Below are 24018 nucleotides of genomic sequence, written 5' to 3'. Positions count from 1 at the left end.
GTCACAAGTGTGTAGACTTTTGCTTGAGTGTGGGGGTATAGGGCAACGTTCAAGTACAAGCGTACACACCCCATATACTGTTGCCAACTGACTAGGGTATGAATGCCTATCTTTTTGATAAGGCAGGTTACGTTCGGAAGTTCCGAACGTAACCTGCTGCCCCTTACCCCTGTTCAAGACTTACCTTGGGATGATGACAAGGAGTATGCGGTATGCTTATCCACCAGAGTTAAATCCTCATCATCCTCATCAAAACGACGAGGTTGTTGACGCCGTAATATGCTGTATACAACAGGTACAAAGATGAGAGTAGCGACTGTTGCAGCCGACAAGCCGCCAATCACAGCACGACCTAAGGGTGCATTCTGTTCACCACCTTCACCAAGACCAAGAGACATTGGGATCATACCAATGAGCATCGCTAAGGCAGTCATCAGCACAGGACGTAACCGCGTGTAACCCGCTGCCTGGGCTGCTTTATAAGCATTTTGCCCTTCAAAACGCTGGTCATTAGCAAAAGTAATCATTAGAATACTGTTTGATGTCGCTACACCTATACTCATAATTGCACCCATTAACGAAGGGACACTGAAGGTGGTGTGAGTGACAAACAGCATCCAGACAATACCAGCCAAGGCACTTGGTAGTGCCATCATGATAATCAGGGGATCAAGCCAGGATTGGAAGTTCACTACCATTAAGCAGTAAACCAGCACAATCGCAAACACCAGTCCCAAACCAAGTCCAAGGAATGAAGAGTTCATTGTTTGCACTTGCCCGCGTACAGTAATCTGACTACCGCGAGGCAACTTTTTCTTATAATCAGCTATGATTTTATCCACATCACGGGCAACTCCCCCAAGGTCACGACCAGAGGAGTTAGCGTAGATATCGTAAACCTGCTGAATGTTGTAGTGATTGACAACTTGCATCACTGTGTAGCGTCTAACAGTAGCCAAATTATCTAAAACTTGGGGTGCGGTTTGACCGTTGCCAATAGGCGTATTCTTGAGGCTGTCAATAGAGTCAATTTTGTACTGTGGAACTTGTACAGCAAGAGTGTAACTCACACCTTTTTTGGGATCAAGCCATTGGTTGACTGCCGCTTGACCGCTTGAACTTAAGGAAGTGAGGACGCTATTGGCAACATCACGCTGGGTCAGACCCAATTGTTGAGCCTGGGTGCGGTCTACATCAAGACGTAACTCTGGGGCATCGATAACTTGCTGCATGTGTACATCTACAGCACCAGGAACGCGTGTCATCCGCGCTTCGATTTGTTTGGCAATTTCAAAGTTTTTCTTTGAGTTTTGCACAGGACCAGAGATTTGAACGTCAACAGCAGCAGGCAAACCGAAATTTAGAATTTGAGTAACAATATCTGCTGGTTCAAAAAAGAAGGTGTAACTAGGAAATGTCGCTTTCAATTTCGGGCGTAGTTGCTTGATGTAAGAAAAAGTAGAACCAGCTTCTTTTAGCGAGACAAGAATATCAGCATCAGCCGGACCAATTGTGGCACCGTTGTAGCCATAGGTAAGGTTAATACCACTGTTGGGTAAGCCGATGTTATCCAAAATCAGAGCGAGATTGTCCTTCGGTACAGTCTGGCGGATAACACTTTCTACTTGACTGACAATTTTTTCTGTCTCTTCCAAGCGGGTACCAGGTAAAGCCCGAACATGCAGACTAAACTGACCACCATCGACATCAGGGAAAAAGTCTTGACCAACAAACGGCAACAAAACTCCTGCACTGACTATAAAAGCGCCGAACACCACAAAGACTATGCTGCGGTAATTTAATGCTGAGGTCAGGACATTGTAGTACCAGTTGCGAAATTTCTCAAATTGTCGGTTAAATTTTTCGTGCAGCCGCCAGATCCAGTCTTTCTTGACAGGTTGGGTCTTTTGTGTCGTGTGCTCTGAAGTTTGGTGGTGGTTGTCATGACCATTATTTTGGACTGACGAATCAGTGTTGTGGTTGTCGGGGCGATAGCTTCGCTGCTGCGCGGAGCGCAGATCGTGAATTTCGATTGGCGAATGAGTGTTGTAGTTGTCACGACCATTGTTCTGGACTGGTGAATCTATATTATGGCGATCGCCATTCCTATTATGGTCTTGGACTTGGGAATCATCTATATTATGGCGATCGCCATGTTCATTATGAGCTTCGCTTTCTTCTCTATGCAAGTCAGCTTCATATGGTAGCAAATAGCTTGCCATCGTCGGTACTACAGTCCGAGATAGCAGATAGGAAGCAAGCATGGCAAATACTACCGCCATCGCCAAGGGAACAAATAGATACTTTGCCACTCCACTCAGAAACACGACGGGCACAAAGACAATACAAATACATAATGTAGCGACAAGTGCTGGAGTTGCGATTTGCTGAGCTCCATCTAAGATTGCTCGCTTGATTGGTTTACCTTGTGCGAGATTTCGGTGGATATTTTCAATTTCGACTGTGGCGTCATCTACGAGAATACCGACAGCTAAGGACATACCACCCAAAGTCATGATGTTAAAAGTCTGTCCTAAACGACTCATCACAATAATCGAAACCAGCATCGACAGAGGAATCGAGACGGCTACGATCACAGTGCTGCGCCAACTTCCCAGGAAAATCAGAATCATCAGCGCGGTGAGAGTAGCTGCAATCAATCCTTCTTTAAGAACACCTTCAATGGAAGCTTTAACAAATATGGATTGATCGAACAAAAATGATAAATTTAGTCCTGGGGGCATGGTGGATTGAATGCGAGGCAAAGCTTTTTTTACCCGATCAATCACATCAATAGTTGAGGCATTACCACTCTTAAGAATACTAAGTAAACTTGATCGCCTCCCATTCTGACGTACAACGTTACTTTGCACGGCAAACCCATCTCGTACTTGGGCGACATCGCGAATGTAAATCACGGTACCGTTGACTTGCTTAATTGGCAAGTCGTTGAGGCCTGCCACCACATCTGGACTATTATTGATTCGTACGGCGAAGTCGCGAGTGCCTATCTTCATATTGCCTGCGGGCAATACCAAGTTTTGGGCACTAACAGCGTTAGTCACGTCTTGGGCAGAAACACCTTTAGCCAACATCGCCTGGGGATCGATATCAACCATAATTTGCCGAGGTTTACCACCATAAGGCAAAGGTACACTTGCCCCTTGCACTGTTGCTAACTGGGTGCGGACGAAGTTGGTAGCATAGTCGTTAAGCGCTTGTTCCGGTAAGGTTTTGCTACTCACACTCATTTGGATAATCGGTACACTCGAAGCGTTGTACTGAATGATGAATGGCGGTGTGATACCAGGTGGCAGAGGGCGCAGAATTGTTTGGCTGACAGAGGTAATTTGAGCGACCGCTGAGGCTATATCAGCGTTGGGTTGGAAGAAAACCTTGACGACACTAACACCACTTAAAGATTGAGACTCAATGTGTTCAATGTCACCAACGGTTGTTGTCATGGCGCGTTCGCTAATTGTAACGATTCGCTGTGCCATCTCTTCTGGTGTAGTACCTGTGTAAGTCCAAACTACGCTGACAACCGGAATGTTGATTGATGGAAAAATATCAACAGGTGTGCCAAATATTGTTACCACACCTAGAATAACAATCATCAAGGCAGCGATTACGAATGTATACGGAAGACGTAAAGCAATTTTGACGATCCACATGCAATTCCCCCTGAAATGCGTTTGCTGCAAATGCCCCCAACTCGCATTGTTAGAAGCTGCTTGTAAATAGACATTAACCTAGGGCTAATGCATCTAAATCTCACAAAACACAGTTGAAACTTATTTAAATTTATGGTAAGTAAAAGAATCGGGTTTATGGCTAAAGCTGATTTTTGTGATAGATAAAGATGTCAGCGAAGTTATAAGTTTGTGAGTCAAACTATTATGGTACATATAATAAGAATACGAATTATTACAAGATAAGTAAAGTAAACTTATTAGCTGGAGTTTAGACTAACTGGAGTTTAGACTAAAAGCGATATGAGGGAATGTAAGTCAAATGGAATTACAGATAAAAAATACTCTCAAGTCAGTCTCAAAGCATCCACGACCTCTGACAAGTGTGTAGTAACTTCGAGCTACAACCTATTACAATAATGAGAATCATGAAAAAATGGTGAGAGGAACGAGCTAAGCACGTTCTTCTCACCTACCCTGTATTAGATTATCATTATCATTAAAGATTCAAGAAAGAAAAAGTGGTCGTGGATTGTGCAACCGACCACTTTATGGTCAATGCTGGAATTTGGAGAAAAATCAGCTTCACCATGACAACTATCGAACAACTTAAACAATCAAGTTTTAACGACCTAATCCTTGTGGCGCTATCACAATCTCGCACAAAAGCATCAGTCCTAAGTTCAATAACACTGTCGGCAAAGCTACCTCTTGCGAGGCATGTCATTTAGTGTCATTTTGTCATTTAATGACAAGTATTGAAAAGAAAGACGGCTATGAGGAGTGATAGTGACAGCGATACGACGAACGATCACAAATCAGGGGGGATGCGTGAGCAGCGGCATCAGCGGATGCGTCTGGAGATTTCGCGGGAGGCGGCGCGTTTGTTCTGGGAACACGGTGTCGCCGCCACGAGCGGTGAGCAAATCGCAAACGCGGTAGGAGTCTCGGTACGTACCTTGTGGCGGTACTTTCGTAACAAGGAAAGCTGTGCTGAGCCTGTCTTGGCGCAGGATGTCGAGGAGTGTGTGGCGGTGTTGCGCCGCTGGCCTCGGGAGGTTTCCCTCGAAGATCACCTCTTCGAGTGGGCGACGAATCGCCCCAAGAATCCCGATCAGCAGTCCTACGACGATGCCGTGATCAAGATGACCGTGCTAGCTGAAAAAGAGCCGGATCTGCGTGCGGCTTGGCTAATGACTCACGATCGAATCGAGCGCGAGTTGGCTGAGATCATCGCGGATCGCCTGCGCCGTTCGGCTGACGATATCGAGGTGCGGCTGCACGCGGCGGCTGCCACCGCAGTCTTGCGCGTCATTAGTGAAGATGTCAGTGCCGCCCTGATGGCAGGAGCTGATCGCGCCTCTCTCGGCAACCCGATCAAGCACATGGCTCATGCCGTGCGCGTAGCCACTGGTGGAGCCGTCGGGGACCCGGTCGATCCCTGAAAACAATCGCAAAGGCAACTAGCAACCCGATCCAAGCACTACATATACCCATGAGTGAGGGGATAAAGATGAAGATCGAAGCAACCAAAGGAAAGAAGAGAAACCTAAGCGAAGTCAAAGACGCGACTTACGTGGAGGCTGCCCAGAGAGGTGGACATCGGTGGTGGCGGTATCTCCTGGGACTGTTAGTCATACTCGTTTCGTGGTTGGTTGTCGGCAGCGTCGCTAGCGCGCTCGTGGCGTTCGCGCTTGACGGACAGGAGGGTTTCGCGGCGTTCCGTCGGGCGGATTTCTCCGGGTTCGGTTCCGTGGGGAGCTTCCTGGTGATCATGATGGGGTTCCCGTTCTTTCTCGGCGGGATTCTCATCGCCGTCTCCCTCATCCACCGTCGTCATCCCCTGACACTGATCACGGCGCGGGAGAAGATAAGCTGGCACCGTGTCGGTCACGGGTTCGTGGCGTGGTTCGTGCCATTCTGCCTGATAGGTGGGCTGGGACAGTACCTCTTCTACCCCGACAGCTTCTCCTTCAATTCCGACCTCACGAGCTTCGTCTTCTTCGTCCCGATCGCACTGGTTCTTACCGCGATCCAGACCACCACCGAGGAGCTTTTCTTCCGGGGATATATCGTGCAGGGCGCAAGCCTCATTTGGACCAACCGCGTCTTTCTGGCGCTCCTGTCGGCTGTGATATTCACCCTGCCGCACCTCCTCAACCCGGAGGCGCAGGCAGGCGGCTGGCTCACGGTTTTTTCCAACTACTTCCTCGTTCCGGGTCTGTTGTGGACTGTGGTTTCGTTGATTGACGGAACCACTGAACTCGCCATCGGCGTACACTTCGCGAACAACATCGGCGGTATCCTCCTGTTCAACATCACTGGAAGTGCCGTGACCACACCAGCTCTGTTCACAATCAGCAAGTACCACGCGACCTACGGGGCGCTATCAGTGCTGGTTGCAATCCCCGTGTTCCTGGCGATCGCCTACGGAGTGTTCGAGCATAAGGCCCCAACCCGTTTTCTAGAGCGATCGCATTGATCTTCGCGATCGCTCACGGCATCACCGTCTTCCCCGCAGCCTTGCTCGTGGGTCTGATCACCGCCGAAATCTACCGCCGCAGCGGCTCGGTCTGGCCCGCTGTCGTCGTCCACATTGTTTACAACCTGCCCCAACTCCCGTTAATGGTAGCTGCTGGCATAGGCTGATATGACGGATCATCTGGAGATTAAACCAATGGCAGTTTTGAAACAATTCGCGATTTTATTTGTATTGGGCAGTGTGGGAATTGTGATGTACACGATCGCGTCTATTCCTTTAGCCGAGCAACAGTTAGCGAAACTGTCTCCAGAAATGCTGGAAAAAGTGCCGCCATTGTGGATTTTAATGCTTCTGCAAGGACTACAGTATTCAGTTCTACTGGCAATCAGCATTCTGCTCGGAATTGGTTGTGCTTATCGTGTTGGCTTAAGATCCCATTTGATCGATCATTGGGTATTTCACACCGCTAAGTCTCTACCTTTTGCCGTTGAGATCAAGTGGAGCCTGGGTGTGGGTGCAGCGGCGGCGATCGTTCTCTTGTTGCTCGATCAGTTGATGCAACCTGTCCTACCTGAAGCGCTACGGGCAGCCAATAATACACAGCCAAGTTGGTTGAATTTGCTCACAGCAATGTTCTATGGCGGCATCACTGAGGAAATTTTGATGCGCTGGGGTTTAATGTCGCTGCTTGTTTGGATCGGATGGAAAGGGCTAAAACAAGGCGTTACGTTGCCAAGTCAAGGAATTTACCAGGGTGCGATCGTTCTAGCCGCGTTGGTATTTGGACTACTACACCTGCCAGCGACTGCCGCGATCGTTCCCCTCACTCCAGTTGTGATTATTCGGGCGTTGTTACTGAATGGAATTGGGGGGATTGCGTTTGGCTGGCTCTTTTGGCAATACTCGCTAGAAGCTGCAATGTTAGCCCACATCAGCGTTCATGCTTTTACCTCTGTTCTTAGCAGTTTACTGGCAAGGTTTGCTTAAGTTTTGAAATAGATCTCGTAGGGCTATCACTGCCCACAAAGCTTTACCGTGAAAGGTTTTACAAAGAAGGGTTTTAAAGATGGTGGGCGATGCCTACTACTTGAATTGATGCTCAACTCTACAGTTTTAAGGTGGTAAATCAAATGATTCAGTACAAAGATTTTGCGCCTCGGATTACTAAACGGGGTCCCTTCGGTGGCCCTTCCGAATATGAATTATTCTCTGAGGTTGTGAGTGAAGTCAATCAGTGGATTGCAAGTACAACGATACAGTTGATCAATGTTGAAACCGTTGTTTTACCAGATAGCTTGAAAAGCACAAGTGATGGTGTCTACGGCGTGACAGTCAGTAATGGGGTCTACCCAGTGATGATCAGCCAGGGCGTTACAGTCAATTGCTTTCAATGTGTACGTGTCTGGTACAGAGAATAAGCTTTATTAGAAAGAGAAAAAAATGAAACGATTTACCTTGTTTACTTTCCTGTATCTAGCGCTGGGAGCTTGCTTGACGGCGATCGCGCTTGGATACCCGAACCTGCCTTCAAGTCTTCAAACCAGCTTGTTCGCCAGTGCAGGAGCGTCCTACTTTGTTTGTTTTCTCAGTACCTTCCCATTTTGGCGCGAGGCGACGCTCGGCTTCTATCGCAGACGGAATTCAGCGGTCATTCTACCCTGGTTGGTAATTGGAGTAAATATTGTGGTGACGATCTGGGAGGCTCAGAGTCAAAACTGGACGATGGAAGCCATTTTAGGAGCGTTTTCGCGGCTATTAGTTGTCTTAATATTTGCGGAAGTCATTGTGATTACATGGCAAGTGAATTCTGAGCATTAATTGTTTGCTACCTGTAAACGTCAATAGCAAACTACTGACAACCTTTTGACCGAGTAGTTACAGTCAAGGATTCTGTTACATAAGTTAATGATATGTTCAAAACTGCAAAATTACGACGAGAAGTACTGGAATTCAACCTCTTTGGATTTCAACTCTTATTTAAAAAGATACTGATGCGTCGCGCAGCCCTTTTCGCGCTCACGCTACTCTTTACTACCCATTTCGCCTCCGCTTGCACGGAGTCTACAGCAATCATGCCTACAATCACTTATCCTGAAACCAAGCGGGTCGATGTCGTTGAGGAACATTTCGGACAGACGGTTTCCGACCCCTATCGCTGGCTGGAAAACGATGTCCGCAATGACAAAGAAGTCGCCGCTTGGGTCGAATCGCAGAATAAGGTCACCCATGCTTATCTCAATACGCTGCCGGGTCGAGACGCTTTTCGGAAAAGCCTAACGTCATTGTTCGACTATGAACGTGTCGGTATACCGCACAAGCATGGCGACCAATATTTTTACACGCGCAAATCCGGTTTAGAAAATCAGCCGCGGCTCTATGTTCGCGAAGGCGTGAACGGCAAGGAGCGTGTTCTGATCGATCCTAATCGCTGGTCGTCCGACGGTGCCGACGCACTGGACGAATGGGATAGCTCGAAGGACGGTTCCCACCTCGCATATGCGGTGCAGAAAGGCGGCTCGGACTGGCGCACCATTAAGATACTCGATGTCGCGACGGGTCAGGATCTTAAGGATGAGGTCAAGTGGGCAAGGTTCACAGGCATCGCATGGCTCAAGGACGGGTCTGGCTTTTTCTACGCCCGCTACCCCGAACCGAAGCAGGGAGAGGAAGCACAGTCGAGCGTGACCAATCATGCCATCTATTTCCACAAGCTCGGCACGCCCCAATCTCAGGATCGGTTGCTCTATGCCACACCAAACCAGCCGAACAGTATAAATTCCCTTAAGCTGACCGACGACGGTCGCTATGCCGTGGTCAGTTCTGCTGAAAATGCGGCAATCAGCGCCGTGACGATCGTGGATCTCACGAGTAGCAACTGGAAGTCGCGCAAGCTGGTCGAAAATTCCAACAATACGTGGGCAGTTCTGGCAAATGTCGGCACAAAGCTCTTTTTCTTCACCAACAAGGACGCTGAACGCGCCAAGATCGTCACGGTTGATCTTGCTGCTGCCGACCCAGTCTTTACCGATTTCTTGCCCGAACAGGAGGCGATTTTGAACGATGGGAAGTTGATCGGCGGGCGACTCTTCCTCTCCTACCTCGTCGATGTCAAGACGGAGGTCAGGCGCTACAAGCTCGACGGCACGCCGGACGGCATCATGAAGTTACCTGGTATCGGCACCGTGGGCGAACTTCGCGGCGATCCGGAGGCTTCTGAGAGCTTCTTTGTCTTCAGTAGCTTTAACACTCCGGGCACCGTCTATCGATACGATGTGGCAACAAGAAAGACAGACATTTGGGTCAAGCCGAAGATTCAAGCTGACCTGGATCGGATCGTCATCGATCAGACCTTCTATAAGTCGAAAGATGGCACGCGCATTCCGATGTTCGTGATTCGACGAAAGGATGTGACCGAACCTGCTGCTACTATCCTCTTTGGCTATGGAGGCTATAGCTTCAGCATACTCCCCGAATATTCAGCCGCCCTGATGGCATGGGTCGAGCAAGGCGGCGTTGTGGCGATCCCTAACATCCGGGGCGGTGGAGAATATGGCACGGCATGGCACGAAGCGGGGCGGCGCGAGAAGAAGCAGAACGTCTTCGACGACTTTATCGCTGCTGCTGAATATCTCAAGACCAACCGCATCGCACGGGACAACGGCATCGCGGTTTACGGAGACTCGAACGGCGGACTGCTCGTTGGTGCGGTCGTCAACCAGCGACCGGATTTGTTTGCTGCCGCGCTGCCCCAGGTCGGTGTGATGGATATGCTCCGCTTTGACCAGTTCACGGTCGGGAAAGTATGGGTCGCTGAGTTTGGGTCGCCGGCACGGGAAGCGGATTTCCGGAACCTCTTCAACTATTCGCCTTATCACAATATCCAATCTGGCAAGGTATATCCCGCAATCCTCGCCACTACTGGAGACACAGACGATCGCGTGGTTCCAGCACACACTTTCAAATATGTTGCTGCACTTCAGGCGGCGGAGATTGGTGACAAGCCCCATCTTGCCCGCATCGAAACCCGTGCAGGACATGGAGAGGGCAAGCCCACCGACAAGATCATCGCGGAAACGACGGATATGTGGGCTTTTGCGGCTCACTGGACAGGGCTGAACGTCGGGAATGGGAAATGAATCGGAACACGACAACAGAACACCCCAACCAACGGGGATGAAACAACATAGGAGATCCACATGCTGAATGAAAATCGATTTCTTTTAATGTCTTTGGCGATCGCAGGCTTAGCGCTGGGCGGATGTCCAGCGTCGGCTGAGGGCAGCGATCGAGAAGCGCGGGATATCACGGTCACCTGCACGAGCACTGTTGCTTACGACGTAGGTGCCTGTCAGATCCTTGCTAATGCGAGATGCGATGGGGAAAGAGCACAGTTGAGGGGCGTACTGTCCAGCACGTTCCTTCCAGCCAACAAGCTTTACCAGAACACGGCTCGATACAGGTGCCTTGGCGCTTAAGCAGGGCTGTTTCATTCCCTAAAAGACTGTGATTTACAAGCGTATCAGCCAAAAAAATCAAGTGGTGAAAAAATTTGATTTGCTCATGAGTCTGGCGATACTCCTCCGGAGGAGTCGCCCCAAGGGGGCGATCGCACTTAAGTTTACTCGTTAAAGCAGTAATTTTTGATTACCAATTTCCTAAATTTTCTGGCTTATACTCTTGACAAAATCCTTACCTGAGCGAATGAAACAGCCCTGCTTGCGTAAGTCCTGGTTATTTTAGATTGAGGTACGATTTGCAAAGTAAAAATTTTGCCAATCACTGAAGAAGGAAAAGGAAAAAATAATATTTTTCGTTATAAATTTTATTTTTTACCTTCCTTTCCCCAGAAAATTACATAAATTTAATGTACGTTATTATATTGTCCCAAACAACCTATCCCCTGCATCTCCCAATCCTGGAATAATGTAACCATTTTCATCTAAATGGTCATCAATAGCCGTAGTGTAAAGAGGTATATCTGGGTGGACTTCGGTGAAATGCTCAATACCTTCTGGTGCAGCAAGTATGCAAAGAAACTTAATCGACATTGGATTCGTTGATTTAACTCGTTCAACTGCTGCGACAGCTGAGTTACCAGTTGCTAGCATTGGATCAACCACTAGTACATCTCGCTGATCTATATCCTGAGGAACCTTAAAATAATACTCAACGGGAATGAGGGTTTTAGGGTCACGGTACAATCCAATGTGTCCTACTGTTGCTGATGGTATAAGTTCGAGTATTCCATCCAAAATCCCTTGTCCTGCTCGTTGGATGGAAACAATCACCAGTTTTTTATCCAAAGCAATGACTGGGGCATTCATTGGTGCGAGAGGAGTTTTAATCTGTTCATATTTCAGAGGCAAATCTCGTGTTATTTCATACGTCAACAGCAGGCTAATTTCTTTGAGAAGGACTCGAAATGTCGTCGTAGTTGTTTCTGCTTTACGCATCAGTGTGAGTTTGTGTTGAATCAATGGATGCTCGATGACTTTAACTTGACTGTGCATATGTCTTAAATGTTTTATTATCCCAACCAAAAAGAACTTGACAGGCAAAATGTGTGCCTCATAAGAGGCAGAAGATATCACTCACCTCGCAAAATTCAAAATACGCCCTTCGGCATGCACTCACGTTGCAGTTCCTCCACAGGAAGCACAAAAAATGAATTCAGGACTTACCCACGAACAACGTAACAATAGTCCATAGCGATCCAACCGAACGACGCAGCCGTGCGGTTGTAGGGACTGGTGCGAATCGCAACCAGATTTTCTAAAGTAACGCGTGGGTAAGTCCTATAATCGTGAACTTGAACAAAGCAAGAGTCACTAGCTTTTTGTCCATGTGCATTGCTTTTTCCAAAGCCAGTGACTGATAACTAGTGACTACTGATAGCTAGAATACTGTACCGTCGCTTTCTATCTGTATGGGGGGTACAGCACCCTTTCTACGTTCAGCTGCAATTTTGCGTCCAGCTGTCCAAGTTCCACCTTGGAGAATTTTTACTAGTGGTAGTTCTTCAGCACTCATGCTCAACTTGTCGCGTACTGTGGCGGCGATGCGATCCAACAGTATCACGGTCAGGGCACGCCATTCAACGATAACCTCTGATGCAACTGAATGAGACTGCAGCAAAATTTCCGGATGTTTAGGGCTAATAAGTCCCAAATCAAGACACAATCCCCCATTACGATATTCTGCTAATCCAGTCAGGACATCCAAACCAGTTATTTCCAAGCCAAGTTCTTGTAGAGGTTCAAGCAGAGAATAAGTTAGCCACTGAGAGAGTTTGTGAAATGGGACTAAGCCATCATCACTAACACGTGGATGAAACCAAGTATCTCCTAAATTTATTCGAGCAACCTCAATTCGTCCAGACCAAATCTCACTTAGCCCTTCTAAAACAGCACCTAACACATTTGCCGCAGCGACTTGCTTGTTATGTGAGTTTTGTATGAAAAAGTTTACCAAATTGCCCGGACGGGGATTTTCTTTACCAAATAGATGAGGTGAAGAAAGTAGGGCTTGACCCAATTTTTGCAGCAATTTTAACCGTCCAGCAATCCCCACCAAGGGATTGTTTGCATTCACACCAAACCCATCTGCCAATTCTTTTTCTGTTAAGGCTTGCAATTTTTGAGCATCAACTTGCAAAGGTGTTGTTTGCCTATCACTAGAAAAAGTTCCGTCACAAAACATATGAAAACTGGCAACAGCCAAACCTTCAGAACGCTTAAAATCTAGCTGAGTCTCCCGCTCATGATAATACCAACTTTCTCCTGCACCAGCATCTAATAAAACACTGATAATCGCCAAATCAAACTTAGCAACAGCTTTCTCTTCAGGCGTGAGTCCCGCCAACTTCTCATCCAACTGAGATAGACGCTGTACACCGGAAGCCTCAAAATGTCGCCAGCGGCTGTGAAAAGGAATTTGCAAATCTGGGTACTGTTCCCGCATCACCTCAATAACATACTCCGCCACTTTTGGCAACTGCGTTAAATCGCAATTAAAGTGATGAGACTCACCAATAAGGGCCAACTCAAACAACTGCTCACAACGATCTCGGATAGCACTAGGCGATCGCAAATAACCAACCAACTCCTTCCCCTCTTTCCTCTGCGCTACGCCAGGTTGCACACTCGGGGGAACCCCCGCAACGCACTGGCTACTCTGCGCCTCTGCGGTTTCCATTTCCATTCCGATCCACTCCTAATATTCAGACACGCCATAACAGGAGTGAGAGAAGTTTCCCTCCCTCTCTCCTTCCCCTTGTCTTGTTATCTGCTGAAACTCAATCTGCTAAAGAACGCCCCTTAACATCGCTCAAACTATCGGAGTCTAACACCTCTGCTGTTGTATAATAACCAGCAGCCTTTTTCGCCTCTATCTCCACCCGCGCATCTTCAGGAATCAACTCTTCTGGAATTGGTATTCGTTCCACAATCTCAATTCCTGACTGAACAATGGCGTTGTACTTCATATTACTCATTGATACCATACGGTCAATACGGGTAATGCCCAACCAATGCAACACATCGGGCATCAGTTCTTGGAACCGCATATCTTCCACGCCAGCCACACACTCAGTGCGGGTAAAGTAGGCATCAGCGCGATCGCCTCCTTCTTGACGCTTACGGGCATTGTAAACCAGGAATTTCGTCACTTCTCCCAAAGCACGCCCCTCTTTACGACAGTAAACAATAACACCTACGCCCCCCTGTTGTGCGGTTTGTACGCAAACTTCAATTCCATGTACCAGATAAGGACGACAAGTGCAAATATCTGATCCGAAAACATCAGAACCATTACATTCATCATGTACTCGCAGTGCCAAAGGCTTCTGAGGATCACTAATAGCCGCTACATCCCCAACGATATACACAGTAATGCCTCCGATTGGAGGCAAAAACACCTCTAAATCAGGTCGTGTCACTAATTCTGGGAACATCCCTCCAGTTTGTTCAAATAAAGCGCGGCGTAACTCCCCTTCTGTGATGTTGAATCGTTTGGCAATTCCTGGTAAGTACCATACTGGCTCAATTGCAGCTTTCGTCACTACTAAATCGCCACCAGCTTTCATAATTTTGCCATCAACCTGTAAGCGTCCTGCTGTCACCGCCTCTTGTAATTCCGGTATGTTGATGTGCGCCTTTGTGATAGCGATTGTGGGACGAATGTCATATCCTTGTGTGTAATATGATGCAAATGCCTCACCAACCGTCGCCCCAAACGGATCAAGCGAGACAATTTTCTCTGGATCAGCCCAACTGGGATGTGGTCCAATATATTCTACTGGAGATGTATTAGTAAGGTCTGCCCTGTGATCTGACTGAAGAGCTCCGCTAGCCACCGCTAAGGCACGGTAAATCGCATAACCACCAGAGTGAGTGCCAATTACGTTACGGTGTCCCTGCTTAGTTAGTGTAGCAATGACTGGACCACGTTGCATTGGATCGGCTGCTCCCCATTGAATAGAAATCGGTTTGGGACCAAACCGACTGGGATGCGAAGTGAGAACAATATGCCCGGAAACGCTTTTTTGGTTTGGCATAGTCGTTTCTTTTTCTCTTACTTTTTATAAATTCTTAGTCATTTACCCTTCCTCTACAATTATCACGAGTTATGGCTTGTAAAAGTATGACATACCAATGACTATAAACAATGACTTTAAATATTGAGTTAGATCTTAATCGTATTCTAGACTACAGAAAACAGTAATGAATTTGCTATTTTTTATTCAACAGTCTTAAGTTTTGAACAATGAATGCTGAGTATTCTTTTTTCATTATTCATATTTTACTCAGTACTCAATACTTCTTAGTGACTTCTAAGATGAGAATATGCGAAATTTGATCCAGAACAACTATCAACTAACGATCTTGAATTCATGGATTCTTTACTTATCAATTCCTTACTTAAAGATTTGAAAAATCCGGATGAAACAGTCCGGGAACAAGCAACCAGGAAAATCTGGCGTATTTGGTTTCAGCAAAAGGGAGTTCATGGACTGGAAATTATTGAACGCAGTCAAAGGTTAATAGATTCTGGAAAAATTACGGAAGCTGAAGCTGTGCTGACAGAACTTATTAACAACCAACCAGATTTTGCCGAAGCTTGGAATCGCCGTGCTTTTCTTTACTATAGCAACTGCGAATATCGAAAGTCACTAGCAGATTGTCAAATGGTCGTCAAGCTCAATCCAATACATTTCGGCGCACTTCACGGTATGGGCTTGTGTTATAGCGCAATGGGAGAGTATGTTGAAGCGATCAGGGCATTTCACCGTGCTTTAGAAATTCAACCTTATTCTCAAGTCAATCAAAAATTTATTTTGGAATGTACTCTGCGATTGAACTAGATAACAAATTGGAGAAAGCAAAATTATCATATAAACCACTGGTTGTTGCAATAGCAACCAACCAAAACTCTGGCTTGGATAAAGTCACCTTTGGGATCAACTAGGTAACACAAGTAGAACAAGGGAGACTTTATCGGGCTATTGTAACTGCCATCTACAAAAACTACAGTTTGGATATCAAGAAACACGCTTAACGCTTAACGCTTAATAGGGAAACAGTGTTTTCTTTTGATTTGTGAGGCATCCTCCACGCGCTGCTGCATCGTCGCACACTTTGTTTTTCTAAATCCAAAGAAATGCTGAGGCTCTCAATTAAATTGTTACTGCATTACCGGAAGAATGGGGTTGTACCCATCATCCCGCATTTATGCAACGCCAAAAATTCAATGCAGCAGGATGTACTTCTTCTTCGCCGTAAGATTCTTAATAAAATCACGTCATCGGCAAAGTGAGGCTAAACGCCGTCTGCCCATCCGATGTAGAATCAAGGGTCAGATCGCCACGATGCGCCCGAGCAATTTCACGGGCTAAGCTGAGTCCCAGTCCAATTCCTTCTACTTTACGGGTTCGAGCTGGATCACCGCGATGGAAGCGATCAAAAATGCGCGAGCGATCGCCCACCGAAATCTCTTTTGAAGCATTGGCGATCGTAATATGGAGAGTTGTTTGAGTTTTCTTTGCATGAATCTGTATCCAGCCGTTGGGGAGATTATATTTGATGGCATTGCTGAAGAGGTTTTGCAGAACTTGAATCAGGAGATCGTGATCGCCCTGTACCCTCAACCCATCACTAATATCAGTTTGCACACTCAGATGGGGAGCCAGCAGTTCCAAATCTTCTAACATCTCCATGAGCAACTCAGACATATCCACCTCAACCAGAAACAACTTCATTTGTCCTGCATCTGCCAGAGACAGCAGCAAGAGTTTCCGCGTAATACCACTCAGACGACGCACTTCATCCAACAAATTACTCAAGCGCTGTTGCACTTCACTTCCAGAGTCAACCTGTTGCAGTGTTCGTTCCAGTTCGCCTTGCAGAATTGTCAGTGGGGTTTTCAACTCGTGAGCTGCGTCAGCACTGAAGCGGGAGGCTTGTGTAAAACTGCGTTCCAGGCGTTCCAGCATTTGGTTAAACACCTGAATCAATTCGACAAATTCAACATCCGTTGTCCCAATCGGAATTCGCTGATCTAGCCCTTTCACAGTCACCTGTTGAATGACACCCGTTAATTGCCGGATGGGACGCAAGGCACCACCAGAAACCGCCCATGCCCCAAAAGCAACTAGCAAAAGTGCTCCCGAAATTGAGACAAGGAAGATATTGCGAATGGTACCCATCTCTTGATTGACGGCTTGCAGACTAACGGCGATCGCAACCTGAACATTGGAAAATTTAACTGCCCCAATTCGCCAGGTTCCTGTTGTCGTCGCAAGTGTCACAAATGGAGGTGCGGGTGGGCGAAGAAACGGCGATGCAACGGCGGGATTTGTATTGGAGAGTTTTGGCGGTGGTTCACGCTTAGGAAGCGGTGGCAAAGGTGTCAACTCAAGACGCCTAAGCAACAGACGATTCACCTCCTTATCGGTAGGTACTTCGTCGGATTGATAAAGTATGTTGCCGTTTGCATCTCGCACCAGCACAGCGATAGGGATTTTCGTATTTGTTCCGAAGGCATAAGGTAATGAATCTCCGAAGAACTGCAATCGCTCTCGCTGGGCTGAACGAGTTCCCCGCAGTAACTGATTGAACAGTTGTGCATCCAAGCGATTGATTTGAGCATTGTAAATCTGGAACCAGGAGACTGCACCAAACCCTACTAATGCGCTTCCAGCCAAAGCTGCACACGACAAAGCAGTCCGGAGTCGAAACGAACGGAGTCTCATATTAGATTCGGCTTGCAAAATCGGTATCCAACCCCTCGAATGCTTTCAATCCAATTTGCTCGATCAATCGAGTCAATTTTTTTACGAATGCGCTGAATACAAACATCTACGACATTGGTGTTGGGATTAAAGTCGTAACCCCAAACGTGTTCTAGGATTTGGGTACGAGTAAAAACCCGTCCGGGAGAACGCATGAGATACTCCAAAAGATTAAACTCGCGGCTGCTCAATTCTATTGCTTGTTGATTGCAAGTGACTTCTCGCGTGATGCGATCAAGCTTGAGCGAGCCAACCGAAAGGAGATTTTGACGAGTACCCACACTCTGTCGGACAACCGCATGAATTCGAGCCGCTAATTCTTCCACAAAAAACGGTTTAGCAATGTAGTCATCAGCTCCCAAATTCAGTCCTTCCAGGCGATCATCCAATTCATTGCGAGCCGTCAACAAAATCACAGGAACATTTCGACCTGAACGCCGCAGTTGTTTGAGAATCCATAGTCCATCTTTCCCTGGTACCATGATGTCGAGCACAATCACATCATATTCATTGTCTAATGCTCGCAGATAACCTTCATCACCGTTGTCGCAGTAGTCTACGACAAATCCCTGCTCCTTCAGTCCAGCCTGGACAAAGTTAGCAATTTTTGCTTCGTCTTCGACAAACAGAACTTTCACAACTATTCATTACTCGACCTATTGCTCCATTCTAGATTTATTACCGTTTCACTCAAATTACAAAAGTGTAATTCAAATACAAGGTGGGCTGTGATTGTGAGGTGCTGGCTAATCGGCAATCAAGCTATCCGCCCCTGTGTGTTCAAGTCGTAAGCGTAGGGGACGCGACTGGGCAGCACGGGCAACAGAGCAACAGGAAATGCATAAAGCAAATTCATTCACCCCTATAAATAATGAAAGAACTCTGTTAGTTAATTCCTTAAAAATGAAAAGAATAATTGCTAGCACTCTAATCATTCTCACTATTGGAAGTACATTCATTTTATATAAAGAAAAAGCCCAAGCCCAAGCTAATTGCTGGACTCCTTCAAAGGACGATGACCCTGCAAATCACTCTGAAGCTTATAGCGACGGTTATCGCCAGGGAGTTGAAAGTGCTCAGAAAAGGGAAAAGTATCGTCCGCGTGTAGTAGGTGGTGAATTTGCTCGTGGGTTTAAAGAGGGTTACGACGATAGCCCTTACAACAATCTGAACTCAACTGTAACTAGGACATTAGATAGTAGATGTTATCAACTTCTAAATAGTTCAGAATCTGAAAGACAAAGAAAATTTGAAAACGGACAAACGGAATTTGAAAAGATGAATGAAAGAATATTTAGAGAGATTAGAGAGAGAGAAAGGGACAGAAGGAAAAAATGAACTCCATCACTCGCCGCACTCAATGATTTCATATGTACCCCTCTCAAACTTATCCATAAACAATCATTTTTGGTGATGCTTTCATAGTTACCTTTTAGATACTTGTATACAATGTTGTTTGTATAGTCCAGGGCTTGGCACTGTCAAGCGTTTTCTATTTCCTACCGAACCAAAATTTTTATGCCAAACACCACAACTCCCTTAAAAGGACGATTAAATGATGCGTTTGGGCGGTTATGGAAGCTGCATTGGGTTATGGCTGCCTGTTTTCTCATCATCTACTTGATTGGTATGGTGATGGCTCGCTTGCCGCGTGAAGTTTTCTTTAGAGGCTCTCTGTACAACGTCCATAAGTCATTTGGTGTATTAGTTCTAGGTTTGCTGCTCTTGAGGATTTTCACGCTGCTGCAAGTTATGGCAAAAAACTATCTCAAGCGCAGTCGTAGGTTCACACCCCAGTGGATAAAAACCTTTTCCCTCCATTTAGTGATTTACCTGCTGATGCTGGTTGTTCCAATCAGCGGCATTTTTTTATCAAACACAGGTGGGCATGAAATTCCGTTCTTTTTTGTGACGTTGCCCAATTGGTTTGAGGAAAATCGTTCTGTTGGTGCGCTCGCCCACAATCTACACTTCTGGCTGTCCTACACCCTCCTAGCACTGGTTGCCCTACACATGATTGAGCAACGTCAGTTTCTCCGTAGAACCTGGAAACAGATTTTCAAGGAAAATACTTGACAAATGTAACGCTATACCCACTAATGTTTAGCAAATAAATTATTTAATTCAGTACAAAACAAATTACAAAATTGTAATTTAGACAAAGGGCAAGCTGTCATGTTGGGCTGCTGTAATTAAAAGTATCAACTCCTTGTAGTTTCAACACAAACCTTGCAAAAGCGATGCTCCCTTTAGGAGCCACACAAACCACGAACGCAATGACTTATTGTTGTTTACACTAAAGGTGCAAAGCAGTCTATGACACTTGATTCTCTCCAACCTACTACATTTAAGCCTTCAGGAAAAGGCTTGATGAACCACAAGCTGACGAAATGGCTGATGGGGTTACTCATTCTCAGTTCACTAACGGGGGGTGGATACCTTGTTTACCGTCAGACGGTGATTTCCTCCGCTCAGGAAGCCAGAAGCAAAATGCAGACAGTTCCAGTCCAGCGAGAAACCTTACCCATCACCATATCAGCCAACGGTATCATTGAAGCCAAACAATCGACCAACGTCAGCCCCAAAAGTTCTGGACGTCTAAAAAGCTTGCTGGTGGATGAAGGTGATTCTGTGAAAGCAGGACAAATCCTCGCATACATGGATGACTCAAACCTGCAAGGGCAACTGATTCAAGCACGAGGATCTCTGGCTGCTGCCCAGGCGAACTTGCAAAAGGCAATAGCAGGGAATCGCCCTCAAGATATTGCTCAAGCACAGGCACAATTAGAAGAAGCCCAAGCGAATCTGCAAAAGGGAATAGTAGGGAATCGCCCTCAAGATATTGCTCAAGCACAGGCACGTTTAAAAAGTGCTCAAGCAACTTTAGCAAAAGCGGAAGATGATTTCCAGCGCAATCAGCAACTATATAATGCTGGTGCGATTTCCCTTCAAACTGTAAACCAAAAACGTGCTGATAGGGACAGCGCTCAAGCTTCGGTAAATGAAGCGCAGCAAGCCCTGGCATTGGAAAAAGCAGGATCACGCACAGAAGATATCGAGCAATTAAAGGCGGTGGTAGAGCAAAGACAGCAAGCTTTAGCACTACTGAAAGCGGGAAATCGCCAAGAAGATATTGACTCTGCACGCGCTCAAGTGGTTCAGCAGCAGGGCAGCCTGAAAACGATTCAAACACAAATCCAAGACATGGTGATTCGTGCCCCATTTAGTGGAATTGTGACTTCCAAGTATTCCGATCCGGGTGATTTCGTGACACCTACAACATCCGGCAGTTCGGTTTCGGGATCAACCTCTTCTTCGATTCTGTCGCTGGCATCAAATTATCAGGTTGTGGCAAATGTTGCTGAAACTGATATTAGTAAAATTAAGGTAGGACAGCCGGTAACAATCACAGCCGATGCGTATCCTGACAAAACCTTTCAGGGGAAAGTTGCCCAGGTTGCAGCTCAGGCAACGGTGACATCCAACGTCACCAGCCTTAAAGTAAGAGTGGATCTTACCGATCCTGAAACTTTACTGCTTCCTAGCATGAATGTCGATGCGAAATTCAATGCAGGGAACTTAAACAATGTGCTTGTTGTGCCAACAGTGGCGATCGCCCGCGAGGAAAATGGCACCGGAGTCCGGGTACTTACAGAAACTGGTCGGACTCGATTTGTGCCAATTCAAACCGGACTTACCGTGGGTAACAAAACCCAAGTGCGTTCTGGCTTGCAAGGAAATGAAAAAGTTTTGGTGAGTGCGCCACGAGGTTTCAACAGGGGTAGTAACAGGGGTGGTCGTTCTGGCGGAATGGGTGGTGGTTATGGCGGTATGGGTGGTCGTCGCGGTGGTTTTTAAACTTGATTTTACAAGCGAGGTTTAGCAATGACAAAATCACGTGAGCGCAAACCGCTAGTTAAACAGGCATCTGCTTTGGTTGGGAGTTCATCTGTGTCCCTACTTGAAATTATGTCGATGGCTCTTGAGGCACTGTGGAGTAATAAACTCCGCACCCTGCTAACCATGTTAGGCGTCATCATTGGCATTACGGCAGTCATTGCGGTTACTGCTATCGGTCAAGGCACCCAAAAGTCAACCGAGCAACAATTACAATCACTGGGAACTGACATTTTGCAAGTACAATCGGGTGCAGCCAGAAGTGGCGGAGTGCGGCAGGGCAGTGGTAGTGCAACAACATTAACTCTAGAAGATGCTCAGGCGATCGCACAAGAGGTTTTAGGTGTTGACCGAGTGTCTGCTTTCCTACAACAGAATTCCCAAGTCGTTTATGCCGGAAACAACGACTCAATGACCATTATTGGAACTGATATAAATTATCCATATGTACGAAACACGCATCCTCAAACAGGTAGATTTTTCAGTCAGGAAGAAGTCGATTCAGCGAAAGCTGTGGCGATATTGGGTCCCACCGCACGAGATGAATTGCTGGGGACAGGAAGCAACGCAGAAGGCGCACAAATCCGTATCGCCGGAGAAACCTATGACGTAATTGGCGTTATGGAAACGAAGGGAGCGCAAGGTCCACAAAACCCAGATGAACAAATTTATATCCCGCTGACTAATATGTCTGCCCGATTAGTAGGAAACAATGCTGTCAAGGGACTTGCCGTCAGAGGAATTTATGTCAAAGTCAAAAGCCAGGATCTGCTAGATGCGGCACAGTATCAAACTACCAATCTGTTGCGGGTACGACACGGCATTTTTCCCGAAAAAGGAGAAACGGATGATTTTCGGACTGTGAATTCAGCCGATATCATCGAAACGCTCACCAGTACATCTAAGCTTTTTACCGTGATGATAGTGGCAGTTGCCGGAATTTCTTTAATTGTTGGCGGCATTGGTATTGCCAATATTATGCTTGTGTCAGTGGTCGAACGCACACGGGAAATCGGGATTCGTAAAGCGATTGGAGCGACTGGTACTGCTATTTTGACCCAGTTTTTAGCTGAGGCAGTGGTGATTGCAATCATGGGAGGGGTTGTTGGTATATGTCTTGGAATTGCGATCGCCTTCGCAGCCTCAAACCTGTTCAAATTTCCCTTGGTGATTTCGCCCTGGTCGATCCTGTTCGGCTTTGGTTTGACATTTGTGATTGGACTGTTGGCTGGCGTCATCCCAGCTCGCAATGCTGCCAGACTTGACCCAATCACCGCGCTGAGGAGTGATTAGGACAAGAGTCACTCAGGCGAGCAGTTTTTATAATACACAGATTTCTTCTTCTGTCAATATCTGAAGGACTGAGATTATTTTGAATACCTGTCTAATATTGGGCAAATGCCTCATATCAAATCCGGTAGCATCTGAGTGAGAAAAAACCGCAGAGGCGCAGAGAGCACAGAGAAAGAGAAAGATTGTGATTTCTAATGATGGTATTTTGGTAACGCGCAACCAGAAGGATTTTTCGCGTGTAGCTGGTTTGCGGTTTGAAGATTGGACAGTGGGGGATTAAGGCGATAATCCTTTGGCTAATCGCATGTGCGTATCGCGTTCTGCCTAACACATTATGATATATTCTTAAGAACTAGTAACAGTATAAAAAAACCTGTGGCAAAAGCAGCAGATACAGGTGGTAAGCGACTGATTAGTTTAGCTCCTGATGCATGGGTACAATGGGTGACACAGCGTCCCGAAGTCGTGGCTAAAGAAATTTTGGGTTCTGAATTTCAGTGGATTAGCCGGGAAACAGATGTGTTGGTGAAGGCATACAGTGCTACCCACGGGGATTTTCTCGTACTCAACGAATTGCAGTTGCGTTACACAGCACATATGCCTCTACGTATGAGAGCCTATGCTGTCCTAGCACAAGAACGCTACCGACTGCCAACTTACCCAGTGCTGATCAATATCTTGCCACCTCCATCCACCTTAACTGTTGTCAGTAGTTACGAGCAAGAATTTCTGGGATTACGTGCTGTTCAAGATTATCGCGTCATTAATTTGTGGGAGGTAGATGCTGAAATTGTGTTTCAGCAACCATTACCTTCGTTATTACCGTTTGTGCCCATATTACGAGGAGGCAGTGAGGCATCAGTTGTACAACGTGCACTACAGGTACTACGAACAGATCCACAGTTGAATCAGTTAGAATCATTGCTGGCATTTTTTGCTAGCTTTGTGTTAGAGACGCCTTTAGTCCAACAAATCATGAGGTGGGATATGGCAGTGTTGCGAGAATCGCCTTGGTATCAGGAAATTTTCACCCAAGGTGAAGAACGTGGACTTCAACAGGGTGTACGACGGCAGTTAATCCGAGTCTTGCAACGACGCTTTGGCGAAATTCCTCAAGAAGTAAAAGCAAGGCTTGAGGGCGAGAGTGTGGAACAATTAGAAAGTTTGATGGATAATGCGATCGCTGTCAGTTCTTTAGAAGAATTTCTGACAATTTTATATACTTGCTAGCTTTGTGTTAGACACGCCTTTAGTGCAACAAATCATGAGGTGGGATATGGCAGTGTTGCGAGAACGTTCAAATCCTTACACCACGTCGTTGATTTGACCTCACCCCCCTTCGGGTTCACCCTTCGGGTTCGCAGTCG

At 46.5% G+C, this 24018-nt stretch carries 21 protein-coding genes and 1 pseudogene; 16 read left to right on the top strand and 6 right to left on the bottom strand.

The window, feature by feature from the left end; genetic code table 11:
* Positions 1–173 precede the first annotated feature (173 nt).
* Positions 174–3674, bottom strand: coding sequence for an efflux RND transporter permease subunit (locus AC5590_RS30520; protein ID WP_211178615.1), 3501 nt, complete (start codon positions 3672–3674; stop codon positions 174–176).
* An 845-nt stretch (positions 3675–4519) separates the two neighbouring features.
* Between AC5590_RS30520 and AC5590_RS30515 the strand changes: the two genes are divergently transcribed.
* The 8 genes from AC5590_RS30515 to AC5590_RS30480 all read left to right on the top strand — a co-directional run bounded on the left by AC5590_RS30515 (position 4520) and on the right by AC5590_RS30480 (position 10803).
* On the top strand, positions 4520–5137 hold the full coding sequence (locus tag AC5590_RS30515) for a TetR/AcrR family transcriptional regulator (RefSeq protein WP_248277329.1): 618 nt from the start codon (positions 4520–4522) through the stop codon (positions 5135–5137).
* 68 nt (positions 5138–5205) lie between these two features.
* Positions 5206–6174, top strand: a complete 969-nt coding sequence (locus AC5590_RS30510; protein ID WP_169267020.1) for a CPBP family intramembrane glutamic endopeptidase — start codon at positions 5206–5208, stop codon at positions 6172–6174.
* Positions 6171–6341, top strand: coding sequence for a CPBP family intramembrane glutamic endopeptidase (locus AC5590_RS30505; protein ID WP_211178614.1), 171 nt, complete (start codon positions 6171–6173; stop codon positions 6339–6341). The genes AC5590_RS30510 and AC5590_RS30505 overlap by 4 nt, the downstream gene beginning before the upstream one ends.
* Before the next feature lies 1 nt (position 6342).
* On the top strand, positions 6343–7161 hold the full coding sequence (locus AC5590_RS30500) for a CPBP family intramembrane glutamic endopeptidase (protein WP_248277328.1): 819 nt from the start codon (positions 6343–6345) through the stop codon (positions 7159–7161).
* Between the two features lie 143 nt (positions 7162–7304).
* Complete coding sequence (locus AC5590_RS30495) at positions 7305–7592, top strand: hypothetical protein (protein ID WP_169267019.1); 288 nt, start codon at positions 7305–7307, stop codon at positions 7590–7592.
* A gap of 22 nt (positions 7593–7614) precedes the next feature.
* Positions 7615–7992: a hypothetical protein gene (locus AC5590_RS30490; RefSeq protein WP_048871163.1), complete on the top strand. Its 378-nt coding sequence runs from the start codon at positions 7615–7617 to the stop codon at positions 7990–7992.
* A 92-nt stretch (positions 7993–8084) separates the two neighbouring features.
* Complete coding sequence (locus AC5590_RS30485) at positions 8085–10310, top strand: prolyl oligopeptidase family serine peptidase (protein WP_211178613.1); 2226 nt, start codon at positions 8085–8087, stop codon at positions 10308–10310.
* A gap of 367 nt (positions 10311–10677) precedes the next feature.
* Entirely contained in the window at positions 10678–10803 is a 126-nt protein-coding gene (locus tag AC5590_RS30480; RefSeq protein WP_256379285.1) for a hypothetical protein, read from the top strand.
* Between the two features lie 245 nt (positions 10804–11048).
* Here AC5590_RS30480 and upp read toward each other — a convergent pair whose 3' ends face one another.
* The 3 genes from upp to AC5590_RS30465 all read right to left on the bottom strand — a co-directional run bounded on the left by upp (position 11049) and on the right by AC5590_RS30465 (position 14728).
* Positions 11049–11684, bottom strand: a complete 636-nt coding sequence (gene upp / locus AC5590_RS30475) for a uracil phosphoribosyltransferase (RefSeq protein ID WP_169267018.1) — start codon at positions 11682–11684, stop codon at positions 11049–11051.
* A gap of 385 nt (positions 11685–12069) precedes the next feature.
* The gene (locus tag AC5590_RS30470) at positions 12070–13374 is read right to left on the bottom strand and encodes a URC4/urg3 family protein (protein WP_169267017.1); all 1305 of its coding nucleotides are present in this window, start codon (positions 13372–13374) and stop codon (positions 12070–12072) included.
* A 94-nt stretch (positions 13375–13468) separates the two neighbouring features.
* Complete coding sequence (locus tag AC5590_RS30465) at positions 13469–14728, bottom strand: GTP cyclohydrolase II (RefSeq protein ID WP_169267016.1); 1260 nt, start codon at positions 14726–14728, stop codon at positions 13469–13471.
* Positions 14729–15064: 336 nt separating this feature from the next.
* Between AC5590_RS30465 and AC5590_RS30460 the strand changes: the two genes are divergently transcribed.
* Positions 15065–15535, top strand: a complete 471-nt coding sequence (locus tag AC5590_RS30460; RefSeq protein WP_169267015.1) for a tetratricopeptide repeat protein — start codon at positions 15065–15067, stop codon at positions 15533–15535.
* A gap of 251 nt (positions 15536–15786) precedes the next feature.
* Positions 15787–15987 (top strand): annotated as a pseudogene (locus AC5590_RS30455) (hypothetical protein); the annotation flags it as partial.
* Here the strand turns inward: AC5590_RS30455 and AC5590_RS30450 are convergent.
* On the bottom strand, positions 15968–17422 hold the full coding sequence (locus AC5590_RS30450) for an ATP-binding protein (protein WP_169267014.1): 1455 nt from the start codon (positions 17420–17422) through the stop codon (positions 15968–15970). The pseudogene AC5590_RS30455 and the gene AC5590_RS30450 overlap by 20 nt on opposite strands.
* Positions 17419–18099: a winged helix-turn-helix domain-containing protein gene (locus tag AC5590_RS30445; RefSeq protein ID WP_169267013.1), complete on the bottom strand. Its 681-nt coding sequence runs from the start codon at positions 18097–18099 to the stop codon at positions 17419–17421. The genes AC5590_RS30450 and AC5590_RS30445 overlap by 4 nt, the downstream gene beginning before the upstream one ends.
* A 199-nt stretch (positions 18100–18298) precedes the next feature.
* Here AC5590_RS30445 and AC5590_RS30440 point away from each other — a divergent pair, with 199 nt between their 5' ends.
* The 6 genes from AC5590_RS30440 (at position 18299) to AC5590_RS30415 (ending at position 23881) form a co-directional block, all read left to right on the top strand.
* Positions 18299–18799 carry a hypothetical protein gene (locus AC5590_RS30440; RefSeq protein WP_169267012.1) on the top strand — a complete coding sequence of 167 codons (501 nt, stop codon included), beginning with the start codon at positions 18299–18301 and terminating at the stop codon, positions 18797–18799.
* A 180-nt stretch (positions 18800–18979) separates the two neighbouring features.
* Entirely contained in the window at positions 18980–19537 is a 558-nt protein-coding gene (locus tag AC5590_RS30435) for a cytochrome b (RefSeq protein ID WP_169267011.1), read from the top strand.
* A 240-nt stretch (positions 19538–19777) separates the two neighbouring features.
* Complete coding sequence (locus AC5590_RS30430) at positions 19778–21319, top strand: efflux RND transporter periplasmic adaptor subunit (RefSeq protein ID WP_169267010.1); 1542 nt, start codon at positions 19778–19780, stop codon at positions 21317–21319.
* 117 nt (positions 21320–21436) lie between these two features.
* Positions 21437–22651: an ABC transporter permease gene (locus AC5590_RS30425; RefSeq protein WP_211178617.1), complete on the top strand. Its 1215-nt coding sequence runs from the start codon at positions 21437–21439 to the stop codon at positions 22649–22651.
* Between the two features lie 184 nt (positions 22652–22835).
* Positions 22836–22931, top strand: a complete 96-nt coding sequence (locus AC5590_RS30420) for a type II toxin-antitoxin system VapC family toxin (RefSeq protein WP_370460816.1) — start codon at positions 22836–22838, stop codon at positions 22929–22931.
* A gap of 95 nt (positions 22932–23026) precedes the next feature.
* The gene (locus tag AC5590_RS30415; protein ID WP_169267008.1) at positions 23027–23881 is read left to right on the top strand and encodes a DUF4351 domain-containing protein; all 855 of its coding nucleotides are present in this window, start codon (positions 23027–23029) and stop codon (positions 23879–23881) included.
* The last annotated feature ends 137 nt before the right edge of the window (positions 23882–24018 follow it).

Origin of the sequence: Brasilonema octagenarum UFV-OR1, from assembly GCF_963888615.1 — a bacterium.
Classification (GTDB): Bacteria; Cyanobacteriota; Cyanobacteriia; order Cyanobacteriales; family Nostocaceae; genus Brasilonema; species Brasilonema sennae.
The sequence above is the reverse complement of the archived record's forward strand: the minus strand, read 5'-3'. Positions and strand labels throughout refer to the sequence as shown.

Bases quoted from the DNA above. Each gene is read 5' to 3' on its own strand.
- AC5590_RS30495 (WP_169267019.1), top strand. From the start codon at position 7,305: ATGATTCAGTACAAAGATTTTGCGCCTCGGATTACTAAACGGGGTCCC.
- AC5590_RS30440 (WP_169267012.1), top strand. From the start codon at position 18,299: ATGCATAAAGCAAATTCATTCACCCCTATAAATAATGAAAGAACTCTG.
- AC5590_RS30450 (WP_169267014.1), bottom strand. From the start codon at position 17,422: ATGAGACTCCGTTCGTTTCGACTCCGGACTGCTTTGTCGTGTGCAGCT.
- AC5590_RS30435 (WP_169267011.1), top strand. From the start codon at position 18,980: ATGCCAAACACCACAACTCCCTTAAAAGGACGATTAAATGATGCGTTT.
- AC5590_RS30500 (WP_248277328.1), top strand. From the start codon at position 6,343: ATGACGGATCATCTGGAGATTAAACCAATGGCAGTTTTGAAACAATTC.
- AC5590_RS30425 (WP_211178617.1), top strand. From the start codon at position 21,437: ATGGCTCTTGAGGCACTGTGGAGTAATAAACTCCGCACCCTGCTAACC.
- AC5590_RS30460 (WP_169267015.1), top strand. From the start codon at position 15,065: ATGGATTCTTTACTTATCAATTCCTTACTTAAAGATTTGAAAAATCCG.
- AC5590_RS30485 (WP_211178613.1), top strand. From the start codon at position 8,085: ATGTTCAAAACTGCAAAATTACGACGAGAAGTACTGGAATTCAACCTC.
- AC5590_RS30515 (WP_248277329.1), top strand. From the start codon at position 4,520: ATGCGTGAGCAGCGGCATCAGCGGATGCGTCTGGAGATTTCGCGGGAG.
- AC5590_RS30465 (WP_169267016.1), bottom strand. From the start codon at position 14,728: ATGCCAAACCAAAAAAGCGTTTCCGGGCATATTGTTCTCACTTCGCAT.
- AC5590_RS30520 (WP_211178615.1), bottom strand. From the start codon at position 3,674: ATGTGGATCGTCAAAATTGCTTTACGTCTTCCGTATACATTCGTAATC.
- AC5590_RS30510 (WP_169267020.1), top strand. From the start codon at position 5,206: ATGAAGATCGAAGCAACCAAAGGAAAGAAGAGAAACCTAAGCGAAGTC.
- AC5590_RS30490 (WP_048871163.1), top strand. From the start codon at position 7,615: ATGAAACGATTTACCTTGTTTACTTTCCTGTATCTAGCGCTGGGAGCT.
- AC5590_RS30470 (WP_169267017.1), bottom strand. From the start codon at position 13,374: ATGGAAATGGAAACCGCAGAGGCGCAGAGTAGCCAGTGCGTTGCGGGG.
- AC5590_RS30430 (WP_169267010.1), top strand. From the start codon at position 19,778: ATGACACTTGATTCTCTCCAACCTACTACATTTAAGCCTTCAGGAAAA.
- upp (WP_169267018.1), bottom strand. From the start codon at position 11,684: ATGCACAGTCAAGTTAAAGTCATCGAGCATCCATTGATTCAACACAAA.